Source organism: Nocardioides sp. Root190, assembly GCF_001428565.1.
GTDB lineage: Bacteria > Actinomycetota > Actinomycetes > Propionibacteriales > Nocardioidaceae > Nocardioides.
The window spans coordinates 332,249-352,037 of sequence record NZ_LMIA01000009.1 but is presented as its reverse complement, the minus strand read 5'-3'; the positions used below and the strand labels follow the sequence as shown (position 1 = coordinate 352,037).

Annotated in this window: 18 protein-coding genes; 7 read left to right on the top strand and 11 right to left on the bottom strand. The window is 71.8% G+C overall.

Features of this window, described 5'->3' with window-relative positions; translation table 11 throughout:
* Positions 1 to 31 precede the first annotated feature (31 nt).
* On the bottom strand, positions 32 to 454 hold the full coding sequence (locus ASE01_RS11460) for a VOC family protein (protein WP_056751227.1): 423 nt from the start codon (positions 452 to 454) through the stop codon (positions 32 to 34).
* A gap of 80 nt (positions 455 to 534) precedes the next feature.
* On the opposite strand from ASE01_RS11460, the gene ASE01_RS11455 reads away from it, so the two are divergent.
* Positions 535 to 1,515, top strand: coding sequence for an SGNH/GDSL hydrolase family protein (locus ASE01_RS11455; protein WP_082605994.1), 981 nt, complete (start codon positions 535 to 537; stop codon positions 1,513 to 1,515).
* Here ASE01_RS11455 and ASE01_RS11450 read toward each other — a convergent pair.
* From ASE01_RS11450 to ASE01_RS11435, 4 genes are all read right to left on the bottom strand, one after another.
* A complete protein-coding gene (locus ASE01_RS11450; protein ID WP_235535955.1) occupies positions 1,501 to 2,208 on the bottom strand; it encodes a GNAT family N-acetyltransferase in 708 nt (235 codons plus the stop codon). The genes ASE01_RS11455 and ASE01_RS11450 overlap by 15 nt on opposite strands.
* A gap of 4 nt (positions 2,209 to 2,212) precedes the next feature.
* Positions 2,213 to 2,767, bottom strand: coding sequence for a pyridoxamine 5'-phosphate oxidase family protein (locus ASE01_RS11445; RefSeq protein ID WP_056751218.1), 555 nt, complete (start codon positions 2,765 to 2,767; stop codon positions 2,213 to 2,215).
* Positions 2,768 to 2,775: 8 nt separating this feature from the next.
* The gene (gene ilvD / locus ASE01_RS11440) at positions 2,776 to 4,452 is read right to left on the bottom strand and encodes a dihydroxy-acid dehydratase (RefSeq protein WP_056751214.1); all 1,677 of its coding nucleotides are present in this window, start codon (positions 4,450 to 4,452) and stop codon (positions 2,776 to 2,778) included.
* 63 nt (positions 4,453 to 4,515) lie between these two features.
* A complete protein-coding gene (locus ASE01_RS11435) occupies positions 4,516 to 5,598 on the bottom strand; it encodes a WD40/YVTN/BNR-like repeat-containing protein (protein WP_056751211.1) in 1,083 nt (360 codons plus the stop codon).
* Between the two features lie 122 nt (positions 5,599 to 5,720).
* On the opposite strand from ASE01_RS11435, the gene ASE01_RS11430 reads away from it, so the two are divergent.
* The gene (locus tag ASE01_RS11430; RefSeq protein ID WP_056751208.1) at positions 5,721 to 6,026 is read left to right on the top strand and encodes a hypothetical protein; all 306 of its coding nucleotides are present in this window, start codon (positions 5,721 to 5,723) and stop codon (positions 6,024 to 6,026) included.
* A 15-nt stretch (positions 6,027 to 6,041) separates the two neighbouring features.
* On the opposite strand, the gene ASE01_RS11425 is transcribed toward ASE01_RS11430, so the two are convergent.
* The gene (locus ASE01_RS11425) at positions 6,042 to 8,876 is read right to left on the bottom strand and encodes an ATP-binding protein (protein WP_056751205.1); all 2,835 of its coding nucleotides are present in this window, start codon (positions 8,874 to 8,876) and stop codon (positions 6,042 to 6,044) included.
* Between the two features lie 266 nt (positions 8,877 to 9,142).
* Between ASE01_RS11425 and ASE01_RS11420 the strand changes: the two genes are divergently transcribed.
* The 5 genes from ASE01_RS11420 to ASE01_RS11400 all read left to right on the top strand — a co-directional run bounded on the left by ASE01_RS11420 (position 9,143) and on the right by ASE01_RS11400 (position 14,470).
* Positions 9,143 to 11,056 carry a hypothetical protein gene (locus tag ASE01_RS11420; protein ID WP_056751203.1) on the top strand — a complete coding sequence of 638 codons (1,914 nt, stop codon included), beginning with the start codon at positions 9,143 to 9,145 and terminating at the stop codon, positions 11,054 to 11,056.
* A gap of 108 nt (positions 11,057 to 11,164) precedes the next feature.
* Positions 11,165 to 12,046: an EamA family transporter gene (locus ASE01_RS11415; protein ID WP_056751200.1), complete on the top strand. Its 882-nt coding sequence runs from the start codon at positions 11,165 to 11,167 to the stop codon at positions 12,044 to 12,046.
* 72 nt (positions 12,047 to 12,118) lie between these two features.
* Entirely contained in the window at positions 12,119 to 12,310 is a 192-nt protein-coding gene (locus ASE01_RS11410) for a hypothetical protein (RefSeq protein ID WP_056751196.1), read from the top strand.
* A 40-nt stretch (positions 12,311 to 12,350) separates the two neighbouring features.
* Positions 12,351 to 13,304 carry an alpha/beta fold hydrolase gene (locus ASE01_RS11405; protein ID WP_056751193.1) on the top strand — a complete coding sequence of 318 codons (954 nt, stop codon included), beginning with the start codon at positions 12,351 to 12,353 and terminating at the stop codon, positions 13,302 to 13,304.
* Complete coding sequence (locus ASE01_RS11400) at positions 13,301 to 14,470, top strand: PQQ-dependent sugar dehydrogenase (RefSeq protein ID WP_056751190.1); 1,170 nt, start codon at positions 13,301 to 13,303, stop codon at positions 14,468 to 14,470. The genes ASE01_RS11405 and ASE01_RS11400 overlap by 4 nt, the downstream gene beginning before the upstream one ends.
* Here ASE01_RS11400 and ASE01_RS11395 read toward each other — a convergent pair.
* The 5 genes from ASE01_RS11395 to ASE01_RS11375 are packed head-to-tail and all read right to left on the bottom strand — an operon-like array spanning position 14,457 to position 19,762.
* A complete protein-coding gene (locus ASE01_RS11395; protein WP_414858532.1) occupies positions 14,457 to 15,290 on the bottom strand; it encodes an ECF transporter S component in 834 nt (277 codons plus the stop codon). The genes ASE01_RS11400 and ASE01_RS11395 overlap by 14 nt on opposite strands.
* A complete protein-coding gene (locus tag ASE01_RS11390) occupies positions 15,287 to 16,897 on the bottom strand; it encodes an ABC transporter ATP-binding protein (protein WP_056751189.1) in 1,611 nt (536 codons plus the stop codon). The genes ASE01_RS11395 and ASE01_RS11390 overlap by 4 nt, the downstream gene beginning before the upstream one ends.
* On the bottom strand, positions 16,894 to 17,991 hold the full coding sequence (locus ASE01_RS11385) for an energy-coupling factor transporter transmembrane component T family protein (protein ID WP_056751186.1): 1,098 nt from the start codon (positions 17,989 to 17,991) through the stop codon (positions 16,894 to 16,896). Before ASE01_RS11385 ends, ASE01_RS11390 begins: the two co-directional genes overlap by 4 nt.
* Positions 17,988 to 18,641, bottom strand: a complete 654-nt coding sequence (locus ASE01_RS11380) for a hypothetical protein (RefSeq protein WP_056751183.1) — start codon at positions 18,639 to 18,641, stop codon at positions 17,988 to 17,990. Before ASE01_RS11380 ends, ASE01_RS11385 begins: the two co-directional genes overlap by 4 nt.
* On the bottom strand, positions 18,623 to 19,762 hold the full coding sequence (locus ASE01_RS11375) for a hypothetical protein (protein WP_056751181.1): 1,140 nt from the start codon (positions 19,760 to 19,762) through the stop codon (positions 18,623 to 18,625). Before ASE01_RS11375 ends, ASE01_RS11380 begins: the two co-directional genes overlap by 19 nt.
* Positions 19,763 to 19,789 lie beyond the last annotated feature (27 nt).

The window sequence follows — 19,789 nt, the reverse complement described above, 5'->3', positions numbered from 1 at the left end:
CCATCCTCGCACCAGCACTGCGCGACGAGGCTCAGTCAGGCAGGACGATCCCAGCCAGCCCCGGGTCGGGGTTGAACGCGATCTCCCAGCGATAGCCGTCCGGGTCCGCGAAGTAGCCGGTGTAGCCACCCCAGTCCCGCTGCACCGCGACCTGGACATGGGGCGAGCCGGCAGCCTCGGCAGCGGCCAGCACCTCGTCGACACCCGCCGGATCGGCGACGTTGTGGGCGATCGTGATCGGCGCGACGCCGGGTCCGGTCATCAGGGTGCCGACCTCGCCCTCGAAGTGCGAGCGCTCCCACAGCGACAGCACGAGCTGGGGACCCGCGCGGAACATCAGCACCTCCCCCGGCACGTCGACCTCAGGCGTCCAGCCGAGACCGTCGCGGTAGAAGCGCCGGGTCGCATCGAGGTCGGCCACGGCGAGGGTGAGGAAGCTGATCCGTTGGTCCATGGCTCCACTCCACCACTCCGGACCGACACTCCCCATCGCCCCGCGGAGTGACCGCCGTCACACTCGCTCGTTGGACAGGCATGCCACGTCGTCGTACCCCCGCCGTGCTCGCCGGCCTGCTCGCGTTGGCCACCGTCCCTGTGTGGTTCGGCGCCCAGTCGCCGCTCGCGCAGGCTGCGCCTGACCGGGAGTACGACGAGTACGTCGCCCTGGGTGACTCGTGGTCGGCGGACGTGGTGCTCTTCGACCGCAACGGCCTGCCGGACCGGACCCACGCGCCCGTCGACTGCTTCCAGTCCCACACGAACTACCCCAAGCTCGTGGCGAAGGCCCTCGAGGTGACCACGTTCCGCGACGCGACGTGCGGCTCGGCGACGACCGAGCACTTCACCTCGCCGCAGGAGCTGCCCCTGGGCGGGATCAACCCGCCGCAGTTCGACCGGTTGACCCCGACGACCGACCTGGTCACGGTCGGGATCGGCGGCAACGACGCCGAGGTCGCCTCCGGTGCGATCAGCTGCATCTCCGTGAGCCCGGTCAGCATCCCCACACCCAAGCTGCCCCTGCCCGACGTGATCCCGCTGATCGACGAGTCGGCCATTCCCCTCGGTGGCTGCAAGGAGAGGTTCACGGCCGGCGGCATCGACCGGCTCGCCGAGAACGTCGCCTTCGCCGAGGACGAGGTCGTGGCCGCACTGAAGGAGATCCGTCGCCGCTCGCCCGAGGCCCGGGTGCTGCTGGTGAACTACCTCGACGCGATCCCGGAGCGCGGCTGCTGGCCGATGGTGCCCATCACGAACACGGACATGGCCTACCTCCACTCGGTCTTCGTGGAGCTCAACGACATGCTCGAGCGAGCGGCCCGGCGCGGAGGTGCGGACCTGGTCGACACCCATCCGCTGAGCACGGGCCACCACGTGTGCACCGGACCACTGACGAGGTACGTCGAAGGTCTCGGGCTGATCTCGCTCAACGACCTCGCGGTCGCGGTCCCTGCCCACCCCAACGCCGCGGGCGCCCGGTCGCAGGCGAAGTCGGTGCTGCAGCTACTCGGGCGCTAGCACCGAGAGCGGCGCGAGCTGGCGTCCCTGCTCGTCGAAGTTCGCCGGGTCCAGCCAGCGCTCGTGGGCTGCCCGTACGGCGGGCCACTCCTCGGCCGTGACGGAGAACCAGTCGGTGTCGCGGTTGCGACCCTGGGTGACCATGTGGTTGCGGAACCGCCCCTCCTCGACGAACCCGAGACGTTTCGCGGCACGACGGGACGGCTCGTTGAGGCTGTCGCACTTCCACTCGAAGCGCCGGTAGCCCAGCTCGTCGAAGGCGTGGGCCATCAGGAGGTGGACCGCCTCGGTCGCTGCGGTGGTGCGCTGCAGCGACGAGCCGAAGAGCACGCCGGCGATCTCGACCTGCCCGTGCCCCGGCTCGATCCTCGTGTACGACGCGATGCCGGCCGCCCTGCCCGCGCCGTCACCCTCGAGCGGGACGAGCGCGAAGGTCACCAGGTCCGGTGAGTCCAGGTGCGAGGCGAGGTGCATCCACAGCCCGGCGAGCGAGGTCGGCCGCGGGATCGGCCGGTAGGTCCAGAGGGCGCCGTCGTCGGGTCCGCAGGTCGTCGCGAACAGGTCGGCGTAGTGCGCAGAGGTCAGCGGGCGCACCTCGATGCAGCGCCCGCGCAGCGTGACCGGCTCGGGCCAGGGGCGGGGCTCCCAGCCGGGGACCTCCGGGCCGACCTGCTGCCCGTGATCGTTGGTCACGGCGTCACGTCGGGTCGAAGTCATAGGCCGGCAGGCCGTCGATGCTCGTGCGGTTCTTGAGCCGGCGGTAGTCGGCCGACCCCTCGACGCCCTTGCGCGCGAAGTAGGGCTGGAGCAGCTCACGCTCGCCGACGTAGTCCATCAGCGGCACGCCGTAGCCGCAGGAGTCGGAGATCCGTTCGATGTCCACGACGACCACGGCGCGGGCACCGGGCAGGTCGACGAAGAGCGGCGCGAGGAGGGTGTACTCGTCGTCGTACCTCGTGACGATGCGACCTCTCCCGTGGAAGCGGACGATGTTCGGGGCGCCCTCGAAGGCGCAGAACATCACCGTGACGCGACCGTTCTCCCGCAGGTGGGCGATGGTCTCGCTGCCGCTGCCGGAGGTCTCGATCCACGCGAAGGTGAGATCGTCGAGCATCCGGAACGTCCCCGGGATGCCCCGCGGCGACACGTTGACGTGCCCGTCCTCGGCCAGTGGCGAGGTCGCGACGAAGAAGACCTTCTGGCTCTCGACGAACTCCCGCATCCGACCTGCCACTCGGGCATGGACCTTCATGGTCCGGCCTAGGAGGTGACGGCGCCGAGCGCGGCCGACTGCACCGTCTTGGCGTACTTGCCGAGGACACCGCGGGTGTACCTGGGTGCCCGGGGCTCCCAGCCGACCTTGCGGGCCTCGATGTCGTCGATCTCGACCTCCAGCGTCCGGTTGAGCACGTCGAGGACGATGGGGTCACCGTCGCGGACGAAGGCGATCGGACCGGCGTCGACCGCCTCGGGCGCGATGTGGCCGACGCACAGGCCGGTGGTGCCGCCGGAGAAGCGACCGTCGGTGATCAGGAGCACGTCCTTGCCCAGGCCGGCGCCCTTGATGGCACCGGTGATGGCGAGCATCTCGCGCATGCCGGGACCGCCCTTGGGACCTTCGTAGCGGATGACCACGACGTCGTTGGCGACGATCTTGCCCTCGGCCAGCGCGTCCAGCGCGGCACGCTCACCGTCGAACACCCGCGCGGTGCCACGGAAGACCGACGCGTCGAAGCCGGCGGTCTTGACGACCGCGCCCTCCGGGGCGAGTGAGCCCTTGAGGATCGTCAGGCCACCGGTGGCGTGGATCGGGCGGTCCAGCTTGTGGATCACGTCGTCGTCGAGCTCGGGCGGGTTGATCTCGGCGAGGTTCTCGGCCATCGTCTTGCCGGTCACGGTGAGGCAGTCGCCGTGCATGAGGCCGGCGTCGAGCAGCGCCTTCATCACGACGGGGATGCCGCCGATCTTGTCGACGTCGTTCATGACGTACTTGCCGAACGGCTTGAGGTCCGCGAGGTGCGGGACCTTGTCGCCGATCCGGTTGAAGTCGTCGAGGGTCAGGTCGACGTCGGCCTCGTTGGCGATCGCGAGCAGGTGGAGCACGGCGTTGGTCGACCCGCCGAGGGCCATCACCACGGTGATGGCGTTCTCGAAGGCCTCCTTGGTCATGATCTGGCGCGCGGTGATGCCCTTGCGCAGCATCTCGACGACCGCCTGGCCCGACTTGTGGGCGTAGCCGTCACGGCGGCGGTCGACGGCCGGCGGAGCGGCCGAGCCGGGCAGCGACATGCCGAGCGCCTCACCGACGGCCGCCATCGTGTTGGCGGTGTACATGCCACCGCAGGCTCCCTCACCGGGACAGATCGCCCGCTCGATGCGGTCGACCTCCTCGCGGGTGATCTTGCCCGCCAGGCACGCACCGACGGCCTCGAAGGCGTCGATGATCGTGACGTCCTTGCCGTCGACGCTGCCGGGCATGGTCGAGCCGGCGTAGAGGAACACGCTCGCCAGGTCGAGGCGCGCGGCCGCCATCAGCATGCCGGGCAGGGACTTGTCGCAGCCCGCCAGCAGCACGGAGCCGTCGAGGCGCTCGGCACTCATCACGACCTCGACGGAGTCGGCGATGACCTCGCGGGAGACCAGCGAGAAGTGCATGCCCTCGTGGCCCATCGAGATGCCGTCGGACACGGAGATGGTGCCGAACTCGAGCGGGTAGCCGCCGCCCGCGTGCACGCCGTTCTTGACGGCCTTCGCGAGGCGGTCGAGCGACAGGTTGCAGGGGGTGATCTCGTTCCAGCTCGACGCGACGCCGATCTGCGGCTTGGCGAAGTCCTCGTCGCCCATCCCCACCGCGCGGAGCATGCCACGGGCGGCGGCCTTCTCCAGGCCGTCGGTGACGTCGCGCGAACGGGGCTTGATGTCGGGGGCATCGCTCATGTGCACAGATTAGTCGCCGCCTCCGGACGCGGTGCGGGGTATCTCAGCCCACCGGGTCAGGCCTCAGACCACACCCACCTTGACCGACATCACGTCGGGCAGGTTCGCGACGATCTCCTCCCAGGTCTCGCCGTCGTCGGTCGAGGCCCACACCGATCCGTTGCGGGCCCCGAGGTAGAGGCCCGCCGACTCGTACGAGTCGACGCACAGGGCGTCACGCATCACCCCGACGTAGAACGCGTCCGGGAGCCCCGCGCCGTACGCCGTCCAGCTCTCACCCGCGTCGTCGGAGCGCCACACCCGTGCCTGCCCGGCGGGCGGGTAGCGCCCCTCCTCGCCACCAGCGAGCGGGAACACCCAGATCGTGTCCGGGCGGTGCGGGTGGACCACGATGGGGAAGCCGAAGTCGCTGGGCAGGTCCTCGCCGATGGAGGTCCAGGAGCCGCCCTCGTCGTCGGAGCGGTAGACGCCGCCGTGGTTCTGCAGGTAGAGCCGATCAGGGCGGCTGGGGTGCCGGGTCACCTTGTGGACGCACTGCCCGAACTCGGGGTAGCGCTGGTCCTCGGGCAGGAAGTCGGCCCGGATGCCCTGGTTGCGGGACTCCCACGTGGCGCCGCCGTCGGTGGTCCGGTAGACACCGCCGGTCGAGATCGCGGCCGTGATCGAGTCCGGGTCGGTCGGGTGCGGCAGCACGGTGTGGAACGCCTGACCACCGAAGCCCTCCCCCCACTCGGGTCGCTGCGGGTGGTTCCAGAGCCCCTCCTCGAGGCGGAAGCTCGCGCCGCCGTCGGTGGAGGTGAAGATCGCGCCGGGCTCCGTGCCGGCGTGCAGGACACCCTCGTCGGCGCCGGGCACGACCTGCCAGATGCGCTCCAGCGTCGTGCCCGAGCCCTCGGGGAAGCGGATCGCCCCGTTGGGCGTCTCCTGCCAGGTCTCGCCGAGGTCGTCGGACCAGCGCAGCTGCGGTCCGAGCCAGCTCGACGAGGTGCCGGCGAACAGGCGTGGCGCGCTCCCCCGCGTGTCGACCAGGCAGGAGTAGACCTCCTCCATGTCGTGGTGCGGCCCGGTGAACGTCCAGTCGAGGCGGTCCTCCGAGCGACCGACCCACAGGCCCTTGCGCGTCCCGACCATCAGGATCGTGGTCATCCCAACCTCCTCGTTGCGTGCGTGTCCTCACTGTGACCCCGGGAAGACCCAAAAGTCATCGGCCCTTAGGTCCGTGGCCACCACGGATGCAGCACCCCCGCACCAGGTCGCACGCTGGTGCCATGACGACGCTGGTGGTGTCCCTCGTGCTCGTCCCCGACCGCAGCGAGGAGGTACTGGCCCGGCTGCGCGCCGAGGTCGCCCCGTGGCTGCGCCGGTTGCCGGGCTTCGTCACGAGCCGGTGGCTGCTGGGCACGGACCAGGACCGGTGCACGGTGCTGGTGGAGCTGAGCGGGCCCGAGGTCGTCCCGGTGCTCACGGCCGCGCTCGACCCGGGCGGCCACGACACCGCACGGTCGTGGTGGTGCGAGCGGATCGAGGAGGTCACCGACCTCGGCCTGGCGCTGCGTCCCGCCATCGTCCTGTGAGGTCCTGCGGCGAGCTCACGCCGTGAGGTACGCCGCCAGCTGGCCCCGGTCCGGGGCGCCGGTTCGCTGCAGCAGCCGGGTCACGTGGGTCTCGACCGTGCGCACGGACAGGAACAACCGGTCGGCGATCTGCTTGTTCTGCAGCCCGTCCACGACGAGCTCGAGGACGTCGTACTCCCGCGCGGTCACGCCGAGCGCCTGCAGGTGGCCGGGGATGCGCTGGCTGCCGGGTGCCTTGCGGGGCACCGCGAAACCGGCGTCGCGCATCGCGACCCGGCACGCCGAGGCCGCCTCGGTCAGGCCGTACTCGACCAGTCCGTCCAGGACGTGACGCATCCAGCGCTCCGGCTGGCCCCACCCGTCGGCCGCCGCGGCGCGCGCGACGAGCAGGCGGGCGTGCAGCTCCATCCAGGGTTCGCGTCCCGGGAAGGACCACTCGGCGTCGGCGAAGACCCGCTCGGCCTCCTCGTGCTGCCCGGCGCGGCCGAGGGCGATCGCGTCGGCATAGCGCAGCGCGAACAGGTTGTGGGGACTGCTCGCCTGGGGACCGAAGCGCACCTCGTCGCGGGCAGCGGCGCCGGCGTCGGCACCGCCGTCGAGCGCAGCCTCGAGCAGGGCCCAGAAGCCGCGGGTGGAGAAGGGCATCCCGGGGAACTGCCGCGCGCCGGCGATGGCCTCGCCGAAGTGGGCCCGGGCCTCCTCGAAACGGCCGTGGGCCAGGGCGACAGGTGCCCGGACGTGCGCGGGGATGCCGACCAGTGCCATCGGCTCGGCGATGTCGTGCTGCATCGCCGCAGCGATGTCGGACTCCATCTCCTCGAAGCGGCCCGCCAGCCCGTGTGTGCAGGCGCGGATCAGGTAGGCGCTCGCGAGGTCGGGCAGCCGGAGCCGCCCCATCACGTCGATCGCGTTGTTGATCGCCGCCATCGCCTCGCCGAGGTCGAGGTAGCGGATCCGGAGCAGGTTGAGGTCCAGCTCGGCCCGCGCGGCGGTCGCGATCGCTCCGGCGGCGAGCGACATGCGGCGGGCAGCCGCCAGCCGGTCGTCGGTGGGCCGGCGCGAGACCAGGTCGACCGCGCCGAGGGCGGCGAGCAGGCGGCAACGCCAGAGCACCAGCCCGTGACGGTCGGCGAGCCGGTAGCCCTCCTCGAAGGCACTGTCGGCCTCGACCACGTCCCGTCCCCGGGCGGCGCGGCCGAGGATCTCCCAGGCCTCGCACGCGACCTCGGGACGGTCGGCACCCACGGCGTCGAGCGCTGCCCGCGCCCGGTCGACGGCGAGCTCGGCGTCATCACGGCCCAGCGCGAGGCGCGCGCGCAGGACCTCGGCCTGGGCGAGGTCGGAGTCGCCGGTCTGCTCCAGCATCCGCTCGGCCTCGTCCCAGAGCCCACCCGCGAGGAGCGCCCGGGCCAGGCGCAGCCGGAGGGCGGCGACCCGGTCGGCCTCGCCGCGTGCGGTCATCTCCTCGATGAGCGAGGTCCCGAGTGCCAGCGCGGTGGGGACCTCCCCCGCGAGCGACCGCGCCTCGACCTCGGCCTCCTGCGCATCGAGTGCGAGGTCGCTGTGCTCGGCCACCAGCCCCAGGACGCGACCCAGCGCCTCGTGTGCACTGGTCAACGCGCCGGTCGCGATCGAGGACCGTGCCGAGTCCAGCCAGTACTCAGCGGCGCGCTCCTCCTCGCCGGCCGCCTCGAACAGCTCCGCGAGCACCTGGTGCGACTGCTCGCCACGGTCACGGCTGCCGATGGCTCCGGCGAGCGCGCCCGCCAGGCGGCGCCTGTCGGGCGGGAGGACGGTGGCGAGCACTCCCTCGCGGACCAGGGCGTGCCGGATCTCGAAGCCGTCGCCGCTGGGCACGACGAGCCGCTGGGCGCGCAGCTCGCGGATCGCCTCAGCACTCGCCCGGTCGTCGTGGTGCAGCGCGGCACCGATGACCTGCCAGTCGAACTCGGTGCCGAGCAGCGAGGCCGCCTCCATGACCTCCCTCGCCGTGGGTGAGACCGCGTCGAGACGGGCGGCGATGGAACGGGCGTAGGAACGGGGCACCTGCACCGTCGCCAGACTGCCGGCGATGCTCCACCGCCCCTCGTCGCTGACGATGGCACCCGATGCCTGGAGGTCGGCCAGCATCTCCTCGACCAGGAGGGGGTACCCGCCGGCGTAGCGGCGCACCCGTTCCTCGACCTCCGGCGGCGGCTCGCCGCCGAGGCAGGCGCCGAGCATCGCGTGGATGTCCTCGTCGGCCAACGGGCTGAGGTCGACGACCTCCGCGGCACGTCGCGCGAGGAGGTCCTCGACCAGGTCGCCGACCACCACGGACTCGTGCGGGCGGGTCGTGGCGAGCACGACCAACGGGACGTCGGTGGCGTTGTCGGCGACGTACTCCAGGACGCTGAGGGTCTCCGGGTCCGCCCAGTGCAGGTCCTCGACCAGCAGCATCGCGCCGCCGAGGGCCCCGGCCAGGCGGAGCAGTGCCTCGCCGATCAACATCACCGAGGAGGCGCCGTCGTCGGTCGCGGTGCCGAGCTGGGGGGCGAGGCGGCTCAGCGCCGGGAGGTACGGCGCCAGCTGACGGTCGTCCGGGAGCTGGCCCGTGCGCAGCCAGGCCAGCAGCGCCTCGGCGAGCGGCCGGAGCGGGACCGGCGACGCCGAACGGACCGCTCGACCGGACAGCACCACCAGGTCGGCGCGCTCGGCGTCCTCGACGAGCGCGGCCACCAACCGTGACTTGCCCACGCCGGCCTCGCCGCGCACCACCCAGAGGCCGCCCCGGCCCTCGGTCACGCCCTGCAGGGCCGCACGGAGGCGCGCCTGTTCCAGGGTCCGCGAGACGAGCACCGGGGAGCGCACCTCGGCATCGTAGTGATGACGTGGCCAGGTCTCACCAGATCGTCTCCGGTCGCCCGCAGGAATCACGCAGAAAAACTGCAAGGTCCGCCGGTCCCGCTGCTCCTACCCGTGTCAGCAACACCCCCGGAGCCCTTGTCTCCGTGCTGACCACGTGGTCTCCGGCGTTGCTTGCGTAGTGCGCCCGGATGCCCCACGAGGTCACTCGGAACGAGTCTGGGGGCATCCCCCTCCAGAACCGGGCTCCGGCCCTCCAGAAAGGCTCAACGATGCGCAAGCAACTTCTCGGTGCGACAGCCCTCCTCCTCGGCGCCACCACGCTGGGGTTCGGTGTCCCGGCCGCCCCCAGCCACGCCGTCGCGTGGAAGAACATGACTGAGATCCCGTTCCCTGCGGGTGCCGTCAGTGAGGTCGAGGTGGTCTCGACCGGCAACGGCGACGCCGTCGCCGCCGCCATCATCGGTGGAGCCGTCCACGCCTTCACGGCGACCGACGGCGCCTGGAGCGGCCACGACGTCGTCCGGAGCGCCGTCGGCGCGAACCGCCTGGTGCTCACCAGCGACGGTGCCGGCGAGGTGGCCGTGGGCTGGGTCGAGAACGTCGCCGGCGACGACCGCCTGCGGGTGTCCCGCCAGCTGGCAGCGGACAACTGGACCGGAGTGGGCGTCGTCCCGATGAGCCCGGCCGGCTCCGACGTCAACGGCATGCCGGACATCGGCATCGACGGCTCGGGTCGCATCATCGCTGTCGCCACCGTGGACGGCGGCGACAGCGACTACGAGCTGTTCGCCACCGAGTGGCCCAAGGTCGGCTTCCCCGGCGCGCCGGACAGCATCTCGTCGTCCGACTCCGTGAGCCCCTCGCTCGACGTCAACTCCAAGGGCGAGGCGCTGGTCTCCTTCAACTACACCGGCCTCATCAACAACGTCCTCACCGTCGTCCGCCGGACGCCGGGCAAGGGCTGGAGCGTCGGCGACGGCACCAAGAACTCCGGCAACATCGCGTCGCCCTCCGATGTCGCGATCAGCGAGAACGGCTCGGGCCAGGTCGTCTACTCAGTGGTCTCGAACAACTTCTACCGGATCGAGACCAGCCGCGTCCTGCCGACCGGCGTCGCGATGGACGCCGAGCTGGTCGAGGTCAGGAACGACTTCAACTCCGACCCCAGCGTCGACATCAACAGCTCGGGGACGGCACTCTTCGCCTGGGTCTCGAACAAGGACGGCGTCAAGACGGTCCGGTACGCCTCGGCGCTCAACGGCGCCTACCCGGGCGCGGCACAGGACCTCGACGACACCCTGGCGGACCCCCAGGCCCCCATCGCCCGCGTGGGTGACGGCAGCCTGCGGATGATCCAGCACACCGGCAACGGCAGGATCACGACCCACCAGCGCACGACCGTGGCCCAGCCCTTCACCCACGTCACGACGGGCACCGGGTTCGGCGCCGACGCCTCTCTCGACGTCGACGCCCAGGGCAACGGCGTTCTGGTGGGCTTCACCGCCGGCGGGACCTTCGCCCGCTTCCTCGACGGCAGCGCGCCGACGGTGACCATGACCAAGCCGGGGTCGAGCACGACGGTCGGCAGGGAGATCCCGCTCAGCTGGTCCGCCAGCGACTCGCTCGGGCCGCTGCAGGACACCTCGGACGTCTACCTGACCACCGCACGCTGGAACCAGGCCGCACACACCGACCCGAAGGTCGTCATCGACAACACCCCGACCATGACGGCGACGTACGACGTCCTGCCGGGCGCCACCTACTGCTTCCAGGCCCGCGTCAACGACACCTCCAACAACGGCGGCAACTCGGAGAAGAAGTGCACCTCCGTCCCGCTCGACGACACCTCGCTGGCCGGCTCCGGCTGGAGCCGGAGCGCCAAGACCGGCGTGTTCGAGAACACCTGGAGCACGACCTCGACCAAGGGCCGCACGCTGACCCGGTCGGGCATCCACGCCAAGGAGCTCGCCCTGGTCGCCTCGAAGACGCCGACCGGCGGCACGGTCCGGGTGACCTGGAACGGCACCACGATCCGCAACATCAGCCTGAAGGGAACCGCCGCCAACAAGGTGGTCCTGCCGATCAAGACCTGGGCCGGCATGCACACCGGAACGCTCAAGATCATCGTCACGAGCGAGTCCGGCCGGTCCGTCCGGATCGACGGCCTGGTGGTCACCAAGTAGCCCACCAGGGCAGTGCAGACGCGAACCGCCGGTCCCCCTGTGGGGAGGGACCGGCGGTTCCGTCGCGTCCGTTCGTCGGGTGCGGCCGGCACCGCCTAGGTTGAGCCGGTGAGCAGCCCCGACCAGCACCGACCCTCCTTGGGCGTCGCGGTCGGTCTGGTCCTGATCGGCATCACCTCGGTGCAGCTGGGCGCCGGCTTCGCCAAGCTGATGTTCACCGACATCGATCCCAACGGCGTCGCCTGGCTGCGGTTGGCGACCAGCGCGGTCGTCCTCCTGCTGTGGGCCCGCCCGCACCTGCGCGGCCGCTCCCGCGCCGACTGGATGGTCGCCGTGCAGTACGGCGTGTGCCTGGGCACCATGAACTGGGCGATCTACCAGTCGTTCTCGCGGATCCCGATCGGCGTCGCGGTCACGATCGAGTTCATCGGTCCGCTGGTGCTGGCGGCCATCGGCTTCCGCCGTCCTCGCGACCTGGGCTGGGTGGGCCTGGCCGCGGTCGGCGTCCTGCTGCTCGGCTTCGAGCGCGGTCACCTCGACCCGGTGGGCGTCGGGTTCGCCCTGCTGGCCGGCGCTGCCTGGGCGGGCTACATCCTGACCAGCGCGGCGACCGGACGCCGCTGGGAGGGCATCGACGGCCTGGCTGTCGCCAGCCTGGTCGCGGTCCTGCTCCTCACCCCGTTCCTCGTCACCGTCGACGGCGGCGACCTGGTCGACACGCGGATCCTGCTGATCGGTGCCGCCGTCGGCCTGCTGAGCTCGGTGGTGCCCTACAGCGCCGAGCTCGCCGCCCTGCGGACGCTCCCGGCCGCGACCTTCGGTGTCCTCATGAGCCTCGAGCCGGCAGCGGCCGCGCTGGCCGGCCTGCTCGTGGTCGGCGAGGAGCTCGCCCCCGTCCAGTGGTTGGCCATCGTGTGCGTGGTGATCGCCAGCGTCGGCGCGACACGCGCGACGCGCCGGCCGATTCACCCAGATGTCATCTCGCAGTGACGTGCTCCACACCTTGCGAGGCCTAGTCTGATGACCACCGCAGATGTCCCCCAGCCGCCCGGGAGGCGACGGATGTCCCCGATCTCACTCGCCCAGCAGTGGTCGCTCAACGCCCAGCAGCAGGCACGCCGCAACGCGATGGTCGCACTCACGCAGTGCACCCAGCGGCGGGCCGAACGCGAGGAGGTCGAGCGCTTCCTCGCCGCCCGGGCAGGGGTGCCTGCGGCTGAGACGCTCGACACCTCCATCTCGCTCCACGCCTGATCCTGCCCACGCCGGCAGTCCGGTCGGGCAGAATCAAGTCATGGCGACCTCTGCTCCCCGCCCCGAGCAACGCGTCCGGTCGGCGTCCATCGCCTTCCGCGACATCCTCTCCGACGACGGCACCCACGTCCGGGCCTGGACCAACGACCCCGACGGCGTGATCGACGGACCGACGGTGGTGCTCTGCAACGGCCTCGGGACCAACCCCTACCTGTGGCCGTGGCTCCTCGACCCCGACTGCGGCGTGCGGGTCGTGTCGTGGAACCACCGTGGCGTCGGAGGCTCGGAGCGCCCCCGCGACCACCGCCACGTCGAGATCGAGCACTTCGTCCAGGACGGGCTCTCGGTCATGGACCACTTCGGCATCGACCGAGCCGTGCTGATGGGCTGGTCGATGGGCGTGAACACCGCCTTCGAGCTGACCTACCGCCACCCGGAGCGGGTCACCGGCATCTTCGCGATGTGCGGGGTCCCCGGCGACACCTTCGCGACGATGCTCGCGCCGCTCCACGTCCCGCGCCTGGTCGCCCGCGCCCTGACCGTCAACCTGTGCCGGGTCGCGCAGTACTCCGGCGTCCTCACCAACCCGATCGCCCGCCGGATCCCGATGGGTCCGCGCACGGTCAGGCTGCTGGGCCGCACCGGCTTCATGTTCCCGGTGACCGATCCCGATGCCGCCGCCCTCGGTCTGCAGGAGTTCCTGACCACGCCGGTCGACTGGTACGCCCGGCTCGCCATCGCGACCTCACGCCACCCGCGCGTGCGGCTGAGCCAGATCAACGTGCCGACGCTCTTCGTGTCCGCGACGTACGACGTCCTGGCCGGCGCCCGGGACATGGCCAGCGCCTCGCGGCGGCTCTCCGACCGGGGTGTGGACTCGACCTACGTCGAGCTCGCGGGCTCCCACTTCGTGCAGCTCGAGCAGCCCGAGCGCGTGCACGACCTCCTGCTGGACTTCCTCCGGGGAATCGAGTCGTCCGAGGCCGACGCGTGAGGCGGCGGGCGGTCGCGGGCTCCCTGATCGCCCTCGCCCTGATCGTCACGGCCTGTGGCCAGGGCGGCAACGAGACCGACCTCGACGTCTCGGGCACTGCTGCGGAGCCCACCGGATCCGCCGAGGACGGCCAGCTGACCTTCGTGGTCGACGGAGTCCCCGACGTGGTCGCGACGGTCGCCAGCGGCCTGGCCACTCCCTGGGGCATCGCCTTCCTGCCGGACGGCAACGCCGTCGTGACCGAGCGCGACTCGGCCCGGGTCCTGCTCGTGAGCCCGCCCGAGGCCGGCAGCGACGCATCCGGCGAGCAGGGCGAGGTCGTCGTTCTCGGCCGGATCCCCGAGACCGATCCGCGCGGTGAGGCCGGGCTGCTCGGCGTGGCCGTCTCCCCGTCGTTCGAGAGCGACGGCCTCGTCTACTTCTACGTCTGCACGGCCGAGGACAACCGCGTCGTGCGCGCCCGCCTGGACGGTTCCACGCTCGGTGCGCCCGAGCCGGTCCTGACCGGCATCCCGACCGGCACCACCCACGACGGTGGACGGCTCGCCTTCGGCCCCGACGGCTACCTCTACGTCAGCACGGGCGAGGCCGGCAACAAGCAGCTGGCCCGCAAGCGGAACTCGCTCGCAGGCAAGATCCTGCGGATCACCGCGGACGGCGACCCTGCCCCCGACAACCCCTTCGGGACCGTCGTGTGGTCGTGGGGCCACCGCAACGTCCAGGGCCTGACCTTCGACCCCGACGGGTCCCTGTGGGCCTCGGAGTTCGGCCAGGACAAGGCCGACGAGCTCAACCGGATCCTCCCGGGCGAGGACTACGGCTGGCCCGTCGTCGAGGGCACCGGCGGCCCGGCCCGGTTCACCCAGCCGCAGATGACCTGGAAGACCGACGAGGCCTCCCCGTCCGGCCTTGCCTACGCCGCCGGCTACCTCTGGATGGCCGCGCTGCAGGGCGAGCGCCTCTGGCGGATCAAGGTCGCCAGCGGCCAGGTGTCCGACCCGACCGACTACTTCACGGCAGAGCGTCCCGGCGAGGCCGGGGAGTACGGCCGGTTGCGCACCGTCGTACGCGCTCCTGACGGTCGGCTGTGGCTGACCACGAGCAACCAGGACGGACGCGGCGACGCCGGCGAGGACGACGACCGGATCCTGCTCATCGAGCCCTGAGCGGGTTGATCCGGGCCTTCCTCGCCGCCCGGCGCAGGGTCGTCAGCACGGCCGGTCCGAGCAGCGCGATGGCCAGTGCGTTCGTGATCGCGCGACCGGTGTCCCAGCCGCCGGTCGAGGTCAGCAGCGTGTAGACGATGAAGTGGTGCAGGTTCTCCAGCACCGGCGCGCCGGGGACGTAGGACAGCTCGGTGGAGTCCTGCCCCGGCACCTGGACGCCGGCGATGAAGGGCCAGCCCTGCAGGTTCATCAGCAGGCCGTAGAGGTAGGCCGAGACGATGCCGTAGCCGACCAGCAGCACGATCTCGGCTCGACCCGTGAAGCGGCGCGGCAGCAGGCCGGCGCCCATCCCGACCCACGCCGCCACGAGCATCTGGAACGGCAGCCACGGCCCGACGCCGGCGGTCAGCAACGCCGAGGCGAACAACGTCGTGCATCCGAGGACGAATCCGAACCCCGCTCCGAACACCCGCCCGGAGAGGATGAGCAGGAAGAAGACGAGCTCGAGTCCGGCGGTCCCGGCATCGAGGACCCGCAGCACGGCGTTGACCGCGGTGAGGACGCCCAGGACGGCGAGGACCCGCGAGTCCATGCCGCCCTCCCCCAGCTCGGCGAGCACGACGCCGAGCACGAGCGGGAGCAGCAGCAGGAAGAGGAACGGCGGATCGACCCGCTCGGCGGTCGGGTCGACCTCCAGGAGCAGCGGCCAGGACAGCATCATCAGGCCGATCACCGAGGTGATGGCGAGCACCACCCGCGAGCGCAGGTGGAGGGGTACGGCGACCGCGCGCTCGCTCGTCGTGATCGGCTCCCCCGTCACAGCGCTGCCTCCACGTCGGCGACCGTCAGCCAGCCCGGCCCGAGCACCTTGGTGACCTGGGGGGCGAACGCCGGCGACTCCGCGACCGCGCTCGCGACCGGGCCCGAGGAGACCACCTCGCCCTCCGCGAGCACCACGAGGTCGTCGGCCACCTGGGCGACGAACTCGACGTCGTGCGTGGCGACGAGGACCGCACGACCGGCGCCCGGCTCGACCGCGAGCTCGCGCAGCACCTGCGCGAGGGCGTGCTTCGCGGGGTAGTCGAGGCCGCGGGTGGGCTCGTCGAGCAGGAGAACCGGCGGCCTGGTCGTCAGCACGATTGCGACCGCCAGGGCGAGCCGCTGGCCCTCCGAGAGGTCGCGCGGGTGGCGGTCGGGGTCGATGCCCGGGGCGAGCCGTGCCAGCAGCGCCGAGCAGGTTCCCTCGGCAGCATCGGCGGAGGCGTCGGCAGCACCACACTCCTGCGCGACCGTCTCGAGGTAGAGCAGGTCGGCAGGGCTCTGCGGCACCAGGCCGGTGGTCTCGCGGCGCTGCTCGGGACGGAGCTTGGCCGGGTCCTCGCCGGCCACCGTGACCGAGCCACGCTCCGGGGCGTGTCGACCCTGCAGGGCCCAGAGCAACGTCGACTTCCCGGCGCCGTTGCGTCCCATCAGTGCCGTCACGACACCGGTCCGCAGCGTGAGGTCGACCTCGCGCAGGACCAGTGTCCGGCCGTGGCCGAGCACCAGGCGTCGTACGTCGACGACGATCTCGCCGGCGTCCGGGGCAGGGCGCTCCTGCGGCTCGCCCAGACGCTCCCGCAACGCAGGGGCGCGGCGCCTCGCGTCCCGGACCGTCAGGGGCAGCGGCTCCCAGCCGGCGAGACGACCGAGCTCGACGATCGGCGGCGCGATCGGGGCGTCACGCAGCACGTCGGCGGGCTCTCCGACCGTGACCGACCCGGGTCGCTCCGGGTCGCCCCCGAGCAGGCACAGCCGGTCGGCGAAGGGGACGACGCGCTCGAGCCGGTGCTCGGCGACCAGCACCGAAACACCGAGGTCGTGGACCAGACGGGTCAGCGTCGCGAGGACGTCCTCGGCAGCGGTCGGGTCGAGGGCAGAGGTCGGCTCGTCGAGCACGAGCAGGCGGGGATGGGTGGTGAGCACCGCGCCGATCGCGACCCGCTGCTGCTGTCCACCGGAGAGTGTGCGCAGGTCGCGGTGCCGCAGGTCGGCGATGCCGAGCAGGTCCAGGGTCTCCTCGACCCGGCGACGCATCGTGGCCGCGGGGAGACCGAGCTGCTCCATCCCGAACGCGAGCTCCTCCTCGACGGTGTCGGTGACGAACCAGGCGGCCGGGTTCTGACCGACGAACCCGATCACGTGGGCGCGTTCGCGGGCCGGCAGCTCGATGACGCTCGCCCCGTCGAGCAGGACCTCGCCGGTCAGCACGCCACCGGTGAACCCCGGCACCAGCCCGGCGACCACGCCGAGCAGGGTCGACTTGCCGACGCCCGTGGGCCCGGCGAGCACGACCAGCTCGCCGGCCTCGATGGTCAGGTCGACGCCGTCCAGCACGGGTGTCGGCGCACCGTCGTAGGCGAAGGTGATGCCGCGCAGCTCGATCATCGAAAGGCCTCCTCGCGACGTTGCGCGGTCATCGGCGGCGGCGTCACCCAGACGGGGACCACGCCGACCAGCACGGCGACGACAGCGGGAACAGTGATCGAGGGCATCACCAGCACGCCGGGGTGCGCGATGGCGACGTCCCAGTGCTGAACGGCCCACAGGCCGGCGCCGGCGGCGACACCGGACGTCGCGACGAGCACCTCGGGCAGCCGCCAGCGGTCGGGTCGGTAGCGAGTCCGGCCCACCCGCCGCCCGGCGACGGCGAAGCCGGCCAGCGCGGTGGCAGTGCCCAGGGCGAGCATCGGGAGGGCGAGCAGTCGTGGCGCGGAGGAGTCGAGGACGGCGTACACGCCGACGGCGACGCCGATCAGGCCCACGATCATCAGCGTGCCGGTGATCCGGCGCTCCTTCGGCGTGGCGTCGCCGGTGCGGCCGTAGCCGCGTGCATCCATACCTGCCGCGAGTGCCAGCGAGCGGTCGAAGGAGTCCTCCAGGATCGGGACGACCAGCCGGCGTACGCCGCGGACCTTGCCGAACCTGCCCTCCGGGCCACCGCGCAGCTGCTGCGCCGCCCGGACCCGGGCGGCGCTGTCGGCCAGCTGCGGGACGACGCTGATCGCCACCGTCATCGCGGTCCCGATCTCGTAGAGCGCGGGTGGTAGCGACTTCATCAGCCGCTTGGGGTTGGCGAGCGCGTTGGCCGCGCCGGCGGCGATGAGCAGCGTCGCGAGCCGGGTGCCCTCGTAGGTCGCCGCGAGGAGCTCCTCACGGGTGAACGGGCCGAGGAGGTCGATGCCGGCAGCAAGATCGGGCAACGGGATGGACGGGAGCGTGAAGAGGACGTGACCCTCCACGTCACCACCGAGCAGGATCCGGAACAGCACCCGGACCACCACGACGATCACCCCCAGCCACACGTAGAGCCGGAACGAGCGTGCCCACGGCTGGTCGGACCGGCAGGTCAGGACGGTGAGGGTGACCACCGCGAGGAGCAGGGCGAGCAGGAACGGGTTGGTCGTGAACGACGCCCCGACCGCCAGCCCGATCGCCCACACCCACCACGACACGGGGTGGAGGTCACGCGGGATCCTCACTGCTGGCGCCTGCGCCGCAGGGGTACGACGGCCGCGGCGCCGAGCACGGCGACCGCAGCACCGGCCACGAGCCAGCCGGGTACGCCGTCGTCGTGGTCCCCAACCTCTCCCTGCTCCACGGGGCCTGCACCCTTGACGACCTCGTCGCTGTTCGGGGTGCCGGCCTCGGTGCCGCCCGGGAGCGCCAGGTCGGGAGGTGTTGCGCTGCCGTCGCCCTGGTGCCAGGCGAAGGCGAGGCGATCACCCGGCTGCAGCTCCAGGGCGTCCACGCCAAGAGTGGCGTAGGCCCAGGCGTCACTGTCGGCAGCCGACCACCACAGGCTCCAGTAGGCGTCACCCTGCGTGCACCGGCCGTCATCGGGCCGGCCATTGATGCGACACACGTAGCCCTGCATGCCTGGGGCGTTTGCCGCGCTGAGGCGGAACCCCACGGCCTCGAACAGCTGCGACGCCGTCCCGCCGCCGGCGGCGCAGGCCACGCGTGTCGCGCCGCCCAGCTCGTTGGGGTCGACGACGACAGTCACCTCGTCGTCGCCGCAGACGACCGGCGCCGTGGCCGCCGCCGCCGGGAATGCCGACAGCGGCAGTGCCGCGAGCACCAGGCTCGCGAGCACCGCCGCAGGTCGAGTGGTCAGGAGGCCTTCGGGCACGGCGCTTCGGTCGTTCCCTCCGGCGTGGCGAGCAGGGCAGGCAGGGACTGCGCGGTCGACAACCGCCACTGGTACTCGGTCTTGACCGTCAGTCCGGACCCACCGGCCGAGATCACGGCCGCGTCGTCGTACCCGATCGCGCCGGCGTCCTTCGCGAGCTCGCCCTCGCACGCCCCCAACTGGCGTCCCCGGACCCAGACCGCCGCGTCCGCGGCGGCTTCGTCCTCGCCGGCGAGGTGGAGTGCCCAGCCGGCCAGACCCGTGCTGTTGGTGTTCGGGATGACGGAGCCGTCGCCACCTGAGAACGAGCCGTCCTCGGCCTGCTGGTCGAGGATGTAGTTGATGCCATTGTCGAGCGCCGCTGCCAGGATCGGGTCCTCCGCCGCCAGGTCGTGCAGGAGGACGTAGGCGAGCGCCGTGGTGTCGACCGGCTCCGGCGCGGCTCCGGCGCCGTCGCAGGTCTGGTCCTTCGCGCGCAGCTCGGGGAAGTAGAGACGGACGAACCCGGACGTGCACTGCTGCTGCAGAAGGTAGTCGCGCGCAGCGGCCGCCTCCTCCGACCCGGCCAGGGTCAGCCCGCGGACGGCCCACGCCTGACCGAAGGAGTTGGCGTAGTCGCCGTAGCTGCTCTGGTCGACGATGCGACCCTTCGCCGGCCCGTCGTCGTTGGTGCGCGCCTCCAGCTGGGCGACCAGGTCCTCGCCGCCGAAGCCGCGCGGATCGACGCCCGCGTCTGCAGCGAACGCGACAAGCTTCCCGGTGGATCCGGCGTAGACGTCCTCACCGGGGCTGGCGTAGGCATCGACACCCGCGGCCAGGGCCTCTTCGATGGCCGGGAGCGCCGCGCTCTCCGGGGCGACCGCGCGCAGGGCGTACGCGAGCTCGACAGTCGTGCTGTAGTCGTCGACCTTGTACTCACGGTTCACGAGCACGCCGTCGACGAGCTGGCTCTCGAGCCACGCTGCGCCGGCAAGCGCCGCCTCTGGCGTTGCCGCCTCGCTCGCCGACGTCTCCACTACGCTCTCGGCGTCATCCTCCTTGCCGCACCCAGCGAGGGCGACGGTGAGGATGAGCCCGGCTGCGCAGAGCAGGCGGGACGTTCGGTGGATCTGGATGCGCATGATTGCTCCCCCGCTGCAGCCAACGGG